Origin of the sequence: Streptomyces sp. NPDC001634, from assembly GCF_040298185.1 — a bacterium.
In the GTDB taxonomy this organism is placed as follows: Bacteria; Actinomycetota; Actinomycetes; order Streptomycetales; family Streptomycetaceae; genus Streptomyces.
Genome location: NZ_JBEOZU010000174.1, coordinates 1 through 8535, shown reverse-complemented (window position 1 = coordinate 8535; position 8535 = coordinate 1). Strand labels below are relative to the sequence as shown.

The window sequence follows — 8535 nt, the reverse complement described above, 5'->3', positions numbered from 1 at the left end:
CCGGCCGTTCGGCCGACCCCGCCCGCCGGACGGGTCGCGGTCTCCGGGCCGGCCCTGGGCTGCGAAGCCGCCGCCGGAAGGGCCGCCCGGGCCCGCACCCAGGCCACGGAGGCGTTCCATTTCGCGGCGGTCGCGCTTGGTGGGGCGGCCCGTGCCGCGGTCGCGGATGCCCGCCGCGGCCACGGTCTCGCGGGGCGGCGGAGGCGGACTGTTGTCGATGTAGCACTGGACGGCCACCGGGGCGCCGACCCGCTTGCGGATCAGGCGCTTCACGACGACGACCCGCTCCCGGCCCTCGTGCCGCAGGCGCACCTCGTCGCCGACGCGCACGGCGTACGCGGGCTTGACGCGCTCGCCGTTCACCCGCACATGACCGCCCCTGCAGGCGGTGGCGCCGATCGAGCGGGTCTTGACGAGCCGTACGGACCAGATCCAGCTGTCGATGCGCACACTCTCGCCGGTCGACGGGCCGGCCGCCTCGGCGGCAGCCACTGCGGCGGCGGTCTTCGCATCCACGGCAGCGGGCTTCGCATCCGTGGCGGAGCTCTTCGCGTCCATGGCCTCCGGGGCGGCGGAGCCCCGTGCGTCGGCAGCCGGGCCCTCAGCGCCCGCGCCGGTGTCCCGCAGGTCCGCCTCGCGCCCCCGGCGCGCCTCGGACTCCCGGGCCGTCGCAGCCGCGCGGATCCCCGCGGTCCCGCCCGTCGTCTCGTCGTCCGCACCTTCAGCAGCCATATCCCGACCTTAGCCCCCTGCGCCGAGTGGACCGGAAGCCTTTTCCGTGCCGCCGGCCGTCCTCTTCGCGCTGATCCGGGTCCTGGTGCCACCCGGGCCGCGTGCAGCGAGCCCTACCGTGGAGGCATGGACAGCAGCAGTCTGGCCGCGCTGGACGAGCGGATCACGGGTTGCCGTGCCTGCCCGCGCCTGGTCGCCTGGCGCGAGGAGGTGGCCCGTACCAAGCGGGCCGCGTTCGCCGACTGGACGTACTGGGGGCGGCCGGTGCCCGGCTTCGGGCCGCCGGACGCCAGGATGCTCGTCATCGGTCTCGCGCCCGCGGCCCACGGCGGCAACCGGACCGGGCGCATGTTCACCGGCGACCGGTCCGGAGACGTGCTCTACGCGGCCCTGCACGCCGTGGGGCTGGCGTCGCAGCCCACTTCGGTGTCCGCCGACGACGGCCTCGAGCTGTACGGCGTACGCGTCACCTCGCCCGTGCACTGTGCCCCGCCCGCCAACAAACCGACGCCCGAGGAGCGGGACACCTGCAGGCCGTGGCTTGTGCAGGAGCTGCGGCTGCTGCGCCCGTCGCTGCGGTCCGTGGTCGTGCTCGGCGCCTTCGGCTGGCAGTCCGCGCTGACCGCACTCGCGGAGGCGGGCTGGACGGTGCCCCGGCCGCGCCCCGCCTTCGGGCACGGTGCCCGGGTGTCGCTGGAGGGACTGGAGCTCTTCGGCTGCTTCCACGTCAGCCAGCGCAACACCTTCACGGGACGCCTCACGCCCGAGATGCTGCGGGACGTGCTGCGCACGGCGGCCCGGACGGCGGGGTTGCCGGCCAAGCCGTAGCCGGGCTCTAGAGCAGTTCACTGTCTCCGAACAGGTGCCGCACCGTGGAGCGGTAGTTGGCCTGCACATGGGCGAGGGCGTGTGCGCGGGCGCGGTCCGGGTCGCCGGAGGCGATCGCCTCGTACAACTCGCGGTGTTCGGTGAGGAGTTGGGGCCACTCCTCGTTCTGGCGGGTGAGCCAGCGCAGCCGTCCGTCGACCGGTTCCATGACGGAGATCAGCAGGCTGTTGCCCGCCATGGCCAGGATGCGGTCGTGGAAGCGGGTGTTGACGTCGGTGATCGTCTCGGCGTCCCAGGCGGCGGTCGCGGCCGCCGCCTGGTCCAGCAGTTCCGTCAGTTCCGCCAGGTCCTCGGAGGTCGCCCGGACCGACGCGAGCCCGGCCGCGTAGACCTCAAGGGCCTCGCGCAGTTCGAAGAGTTCCTTGACATCCGTCGGGGTCAGCCGGCGTACGACCGTTCTGCGCGGTGTCTCGAAGAGGACGAACCCCTCGGCGACCAGGGCTCGGATCGCCTCGCGGACCGGGACCCGGGAGACCCCGAAGCGCTCGGCCAGCTCGCGCTCGACCAGGCGGTCGCCGGGGCGCAGCCGGCCCGCGATGATCTCCTGCCGCAGCGCCGCCAGGACGCGCTCGCGCACCGCGCCCAGGGGTTCGATCTTCGTCATGGGGCCATCTTCGCCGACGCGAGGGGTCTTTTACGGAGCCGTAACGGGACGGACATCGGCCGGAAGGCTTGACGGCGGGACCATGTCAGCAGTTTGGTATACCAAACGCCCGGCAAGCCGTCCTCCGTCCCCTTTCCCCATGGAGGCCCCGTGTCCCTCGCCGATCGCGCCGAAGCCACCGGCGCACCAGCGTTCGTCCCTGACCCCCGCCTCACCAACGAAGACCTCGCGCCCGCCGCCGAACGCAAGTGGAAGGTCTTCGACCTGTTCGCCATGTGGATGTCCGACGTCCACAACCTCGGCAACTACACCTTCGCCGCCGGCCTGCTGGTCCTCGGCATGAACGTCTGGCAGATCTTCACGTCCCTGCTCGTCGGCTTCGTCCTGATCTACCTCGGGATGAACATGATGGGCAAGATCGGTCAGCGGCACGGAGTGCCCTTCCCGGTCGTCAGCCGGATCAGCTTCGGGGTGTGGGGCGCCAATATCCCCGCCCTGATCAGGGCCGTGATCGCCATCATGTGGTACGGCATCCAGACCTACCTCGCGTCCGTCGCCGTCAACGTCATGCTGCTCGCCGCCTGGCCGGGGCTGAAGTCGTGGACCCACCACTCGTTCCTCGGTCTGGACGCGCTGGGCTGGACGTCGTTCGTGGCACTGTGGCTCATCCAGGCGCTGATCATCAGCCAGGGTATGGAGTCCGTACGGAAGTTCCAGGACTTCTGCGGTCCCGCCATCTGGCTGGTGATGATCGCGCTGGCGGTCTGGGTCCTCGCCAAGGCCGACTGGTCGATCTCGCTGACCACCACCCCGCACCCGGTCTCCACCGGCGAGCAGTGGCGGCAGTGGTTCGGCGCCGTCGGACTCGTCCTTGCGACCTACGGCACCCTGATGCTCAACTTCTGCGACTTCTCCCGCTTCGCGCCCGGCTACAAGACGGTCAAGCGCGGCAACTTCTGGGGCCTGCCGGTCAACTCGACAGCCTTCGTGATCGTGTCGGTCATCGTGACGGCCGGCTCGATCAAGGTGTTCGGCGAGGCCATCACCGACCCCGCACTGCTCGTCGCCAAGGTCGGCAACACCTGGGTGCTGGTGCTGGCCGCGTTCACCTTCGCCGTCGCCACCATGGGCGTCAACATCGTCGCCAACTTCGTCTCGCCCGCGTACGACCTGGCCAACGTCTGGCCACAGAAGATCAACTTCAGGGTCGGCGGAATGATCAGCACGGTCGCCGCGCTGGTCGTCACCCCCTGGAACCTCTTCTCCAACCCCACCGTCGTCAACTACTTCCTCGGCGGGCTCGGCGCCTTCCTGGGCCCGCTCTTCGGAGTGATCATGCTCGACTACTACTGGGTCAAGCGCGGCCGCATCGACGTCGACCAGCTCTTCAACGCCGAGCCCGGATCCCGCTACTACTACCGCAAGGGCGTCAACCCCAAGGCCCTGTGGGCGTTTCTGCCCTCGGCGGCGGTCGCGGCGGTGCTCGCACTGGTCAAGGACTTCAGCGCGGTGGCCCCGTACTCGTGGTTCATCGGCACGGCGCTCTCCGCCGTCCTGTACGCCGTCCTGTGCCGCTCCGAGCGTGCCGCTGCCGAGCCCGCTCCGGCCGTGGCCGTCGTGGAGGGCTGAGCGTGCGGATCGTCGTCACCAACTGCAACACCACGCAGGAGATGACCGAGGAGATCGTACGAGGTGCCCGGGCCGCCGCCGGCCCGGGCACCACCGTGACCGGACTGACCCCGGCGTGGGGGCCCGAATCGGCGGAGGGCTGGCTCGACAGCTACCTCTCGGCCGCCGCCGTCCTCGACGCGCTACGCACCTACGAGGGCCGGTACGACGCCGTCGTCATGGCCGGGTTCGGCGAGCACGGCCGCGAGGGCGCGCGGGAGATGCTGGACGTGCCGGTCGTCGACATCACCGAGGCGGCGGCGCATCTGGCATGTCTGCTGGGACGGCGGTACGGCGTCGTCACCACGCTGGAGCGCTCCCGCGGCCAGATCGAGGACAGCCTCCACACGGCGGGGGTCCTGCAGAACTGCGCGGCCGTCGTCGGCACCGGCCTCGGCGTCCTCGAACTCGGCGACACGGCCCGCACCGAGGAGGCCTTCGTGACCGCGGCCGAGCGGGCCCGGGAGGCCGGTGCCGAGGTCCTGGTGCTGGGCTGCGCCGGGATGACCGGGCTGCAACGGGCGGTGGGCGAGAAACTGGGGCTGCCCGTCGTCGACGGGGTCGCCGCGGCGGTGAAGCTCGCCGAGTCGCTGGTGTCACTGAGCCTGACGACAAGCAGAGCAGGCAGCTGGGCGAAGCCGCTGCCCAAACGGAGGGAGTGGGGTCGGGGCGGCGGCTCGCGAGAGCGCTAGACGTCCTCGGGGGCCGGGGGAACGACGGCCGTCGCGGTGATCTCCACGAGCTGCCCGGTGTACCCGAGGCAGGCCACGCCGATGAGCGTCGACGAGTGCGGCCCGGTGCTGAGCCCCGACGCCTCGACGACGTCCCAGACCGCGGAGAGCACCGCCGGTTCACTGCTCACCACGTACACGTCCGTCGACACGACATGCGCCATGTCGCTGCCGACCGCGCGCAGCTGCTCGCCGAGATTGGCGAGCACCTGCTGGGCCTGCCGTACGGGGTCGCCCGCACCGACGAGCTTCCCGTCGGCGTCGAGCGGCACGGACCCGGCGAGGAACGCGAGCCGGGTCCCCGCCTCCACGACGGAGGCGTGGGCGTAGACGGGCGGCGGGAAGAGGGTGGGAACGGTGACGCGCTTCAGCAAGGTGCCTCCCGGCGAAGGACTGAAGGGCCGGCCCGGCGTCGGCCGAACGGCAACCCGCCGATCATGCGGGCTCGGGACGGCGACCGCACCCCATTTTGTGGCCCCGCACCGACGGTCCAGGGACCACTTCGCCATCCCGGCGCACGTACGGTCGCCGACGGGCTACGGTAGGTGTCCGTACCTGTGACGAAGGGGGCCCAGTGGACGAGTTGACGGAGCTGGCGGTGGCGGGAGCGACCGCGTTGGTGACGCAGATGGTGACCGACGGATGGGCGCAGGTGCGGGACCGGGTCACCGCCTTCCTCGCACGTCGGCGGGGCGGTGACGAGGAGGTCGTACAGGGAGAGCTGGAGCGTTCCCGCGCCGATCTCGTCGCCGCACGGGACGCGGGCGACGAGGAGACCGCGTCCGACATCCAGGACGAGTGGCGCAGCCGGCTGCGCCGCACACTGCGCAACGACCCGGAGGCCGTCGCCGAACTCAGGTCACTGCTGGACGAGTTGGCGCCGAGCCCGGGCGCCACGGCCGGTGGGACCGTCAACAACAACACCATCAGCGGTGGCGTGTACAACCACACGGTCATCCAGGCGGGCACGGTGGGCAGGATGGACACCCACGGGTGACCAATGGCGACGAGGCGTTCCTCGACGAGGTGGCCCACCGCCTGGCCGCCCTCCCCGCGGTCCGGGCCGTCGCCCTCGGCGGCTCCCGTGCGGAGGGCACGCACGGCCCGGACAGCGACTGGGACCTCGCGATCTATTACCGGGGCACCTTCGACCCGGCCGACCTCCGTGCTGTCGGCTGGCCCGGCGAGATCTCCGAGATCGGCGGCTGGGGCGGCGGAGTCTTCAACGGAGGCGCCTGGCTGACCGTTGAGGGCCGCCGCGTCGACGTCCACTACCGCGATCTCGACGTCGTGGAACACGAGATGGCGGAGGCCGAGGACGGCCGCTTCCGCGTCGAGCCCCTGCTCTTCCATCTCGCGGGCATCCCCAGCTACTTGGTGGTGGCGGAGCTGGCCGTCAACCGCGTGCTGCGGGGCACACTCCCGCGCCCGGACACATACCCGCAGAAGCTGCGTGCCTCAGCCTCCGAGCGCTGGTACGGAACCGCCCGCGCCACCCTCGCGTACGCGAAGGCCAACCACGCGCCCAAGGGGCGTCTCACGGAGGTCGCAGGTGCCCTCGCCACCGCCGCCGTGCAGACCGGGCATGCCGTACTGGCGGCACGCGGGGAGTGGGTGACGAACGAGAAAAGGTTGCTGGAGCGGGCGGGGCTGAGGAGCGTCGACGGGATCGTGGCGGGGCTGAAGGCCGACCCGGACGGGCTCGCGGAGGCAGTCGAGTCGGCCGGGGAACTCTTTGGGAACGTCCTCTCCTCGGCAAGTGAATCCACCGCCCGATAATCCTTCGAAATGACAGGCTTTTCGCTGCTACCTTCTGCGGCGTGGCGAAACTCAATCAGATCATCGCTGTCGAAAAGGGCATCAAGTCCAAGTCCCATCAGGACCTGACGGCTGCTCACCACGGTCTGCAGAAACCGGCGCTGCTGGCCGGTATCTCGCGGACGTACCAGCCGAAGGACGAAGAGGGCGAGCAGTTGCCGCCCGAGTCCACGCGGGTCCAGGTGCAGGCCGAGGACGTGCTGCGGCAGACCGCGGCGACTCTCACGCGGCTGTTCGATGTGACCGCCACCAAGGACTGGGCCAACTGCACCGCCAGGGCGGACGTGAAGGTGGACGGACGCGTGCTCGTCGCCGACGTCCCTGTGGCGTATCTGCTCTTCCTGGAGAAGCAGCTCGTCGACCTCAACACCTTCGTCCGCAAGCTGCCTGTCCTCGACGCATCCGAGTCCTGGGTGCAGGACCCGTCCACCGACGCGTGGAAGACGGAGCCGGTACGGACGCTGCGTACCAAGAAGGTGCCCCGGAACCATGTGAAGGCCGAGGCCACCGACAAGCACCCGGCCCAGGTCGAGGTGTACTACGAGGACGTGCCCGTCGGGTACTGGACGACCGTGAAGTTCTCCGGCGCCCTGCCCGCGCGACGGGTCAATGAACTCCTCGACCGCGTCGAGAAGCTGCAGCAGGCCGTCAAGTTCGCCCGTGAGGAGGCGAACGGCGTGGATGTCGTCGACCAGCGCGTCGGGGACGCCGTCTTCGGCTACCTGTTCGGGTAGCCTCAAGAACTCCCCGGCCACAACGCACGACGGCCGGGGTGCGCGAGGAGCGCAAGCTGAAGCTGAAGCTTGTCGTGACTGCGCGGTTCCAGTGGAGGTTCGAATCCTCCCCGCGGCACAACCCCTTGCCGCGGTAGCCCAATTCGGCAGAGGCAGACCGCGATCAATCTCAGACTCTCGCTCCAGACTCAGCATTCGCCGCCGATCGCCGGATCGACCGGGCCCAGGCCCCGGGACGTCGAAGTGCTGGTTCAAGTCCAGCTCGCGCAGCTCGATGCGCGATGGTCCAAAGGCAGGACGCGGCGACATAACGACTGACCTGGGTCCTCAAGCGTGCCGGCGTGCCCATATGGGCGGCATTTCCAGGGCCCGGGGGCCGGCTACGCCCTCGGGCCCGCTCCTGTTCCTGGTCCGCTCGCGATTGCGTTCATAAAGAACGCGGGATCCGCCCGTCCTTTCACACCCCGGAAACGTATACGTCCCATCCGTTCCAAAGACGCGATCTACCGTGGGCACCACGGCCCACAGCCGCAAACCCAAGCCCCGGCCACCGTCGCCCGAAGGCGCACCCCGCCCTCGTCCGGACAGGAGCCCCGTGTCGCGTCCCGTGCTCACCCTGCCGCCCTGGCTCGCCCACGCCCTGCGCACCCAGCGCGGGCCCGTGCCCTGGAGTGCCGTCGTCCGCGGGGCCCTCGCCGCCGGGCCCCTGCTGTTCGCCGCCGTCCTCGCCGGACGCACGTCGGTCGGTGTCGTCGCCGCGCTCGGTGCCATGCTGGCCGGGATCAACGACCGGCCCGGGAGTCGGCGGTCCTCCGTGAAGCGGCTCGGGGTGCCTGCCCTCGCGGGGGCGGCCGGACTGCTCGTCGGGACGTACGCCGGGCAGCACACCGGCGCCGTACTTCTCACCCTCCTGCTCACCGGCCTCGGTCTCGTCGCCGGGGCGGTCAGCGCCGTCGGACCCATCGCCTCCGGGGCCGGTACGCAACTGCTCGTCGCCTCCGCCATCGGCGCCGGGATGCCGCTGCCCGAACCCGGGTGGCAGCGTGCCCTCATGTACCTCGGCGGTGCCGGCTGGCTGCTCGCGCTGCGGCTCGTGCTGCCGACGCCCGGAGCGACCGCCGGGGACTACCGCTTCGACGGGGAACGCGAGGCCGTCGCCGGGGTGTACGACGCCGTCGCCGACCTCCTCGCCGCCGCCGGAACCCCGCACGCCACGGCCCGCCGCGCCGCCCTCACCGCCGCCCTGGACCACGCCCAGGACGCCCTCGCCGGGCCCCGGCTGCGCCGGTATGCCTCCTCCTCCGCCGAGCGGCGCCTGCACGCGCAGTACGCCGCCGCCCTGCCCCTCGCCGAGGCCGCC

The 8535-nt window shown here is 71.1% G+C and carries 9 protein-coding genes and 1 pseudogene; 7 read left to right on the top strand and 3 right to left on the bottom strand.

What is annotated here, in order from left to right:
- Positions 1-558: RNA-binding S4 domain-containing protein (locus ABT186_RS46770; protein ID WP_351930508.1), on the bottom strand; the 558-nt coding region annotated here is incomplete at its 3' end.
- Between the two features lie 300 nt (positions 559-858).
- On the opposite strand from ABT186_RS46770, the gene ABT186_RS46765 reads away from it, so the two are divergent.
- Positions 859-1560 (top strand): uracil-DNA glycosylase, encoded by a 702-nt coding sequence (locus ABT186_RS46765; RefSeq protein WP_351227379.1) that lies wholly within the window; start codon positions 859-861, stop codon positions 1558-1560.
- A 7-nt stretch (positions 1561-1567) separates the two neighbouring features.
- Here ABT186_RS46765 and ABT186_RS46760 read toward each other — a convergent pair whose 3' ends face one another.
- Positions 1568-2224, bottom strand: coding sequence for a GntR family transcriptional regulator (locus ABT186_RS46760; RefSeq protein ID WP_351227377.1), 657 nt, complete (start codon positions 2222-2224; stop codon positions 1568-1570).
- Between the two features lie 150 nt (positions 2225-2374).
- Here ABT186_RS46760 and ABT186_RS46755 point away from each other — a divergent pair, with 150 nt between their 5' ends.
- Both ABT186_RS46755 and ABT186_RS46750 read left to right on the top strand, forming a co-directional pair.
- Positions 2375-3853, top strand: a complete 1479-nt coding sequence (locus ABT186_RS46755; protein WP_351227375.1) for an NCS1 family nucleobase:cation symporter-1 — start codon at positions 2375-2377, stop codon at positions 3851-3853.
- Positions 3854-3855: 2 nt separating this feature from the next.
- The gene (locus ABT186_RS46750; protein WP_351227373.1) at positions 3856-4584 is read left to right on the top strand and encodes an aspartate/glutamate racemase family protein; all 729 of its coding nucleotides are present in this window, start codon (positions 3856-3858) and stop codon (positions 4582-4584) included.
- On the opposite strand, the gene ABT186_RS46745 is transcribed toward ABT186_RS46750, so the two are convergent.
- A complete protein-coding gene (locus ABT186_RS46745; RefSeq protein ID WP_351227371.1) occupies positions 4581-4997 on the bottom strand; it encodes a RidA family protein in 417 nt (138 codons plus the stop codon). The two genes, ABT186_RS46750 and ABT186_RS46745, sit on opposite strands and share 4 nt — an antisense overlap.
- Before the next feature lie 200 nt (positions 4998-5197).
- Here ABT186_RS46745 and ABT186_RS46740 point away from each other — a divergent pair, with 200 nt between their 5' ends.
- The 4 genes and pseudogenes from ABT186_RS46740 to ABT186_RS46725 all read left to right on the top strand — a co-directional run.
- A complete protein-coding gene (locus tag ABT186_RS46740) occupies positions 5198-5620 on the top strand; it encodes a hypothetical protein (RefSeq protein WP_351227369.1) in 423 nt (140 codons plus the stop codon).
- Positions 5617-6402 (top strand): nucleotidyltransferase domain-containing protein, encoded by a 786-nt coding sequence (locus tag ABT186_RS46735; RefSeq protein WP_351227367.1) that lies wholly within the window; start codon positions 5617-5619, stop codon positions 6400-6402. Before ABT186_RS46740 ends, ABT186_RS46735 begins: the two co-directional genes overlap by 4 nt.
- A gap of 41 nt (positions 6403-6443) precedes the next feature.
- Positions 6444-7175: a DUF7873 family protein gene (locus tag ABT186_RS46730; RefSeq protein ID WP_351227365.1), complete on the top strand. Its 732-nt coding sequence runs from the start codon at positions 6444-6446 to the stop codon at positions 7173-7175.
- Between the two features lie 595 nt (positions 7176-7770).
- Positions 7771-8535: pseudogene (locus ABT186_RS46725) on the top strand (FUSC family protein); the annotation flags it as partial.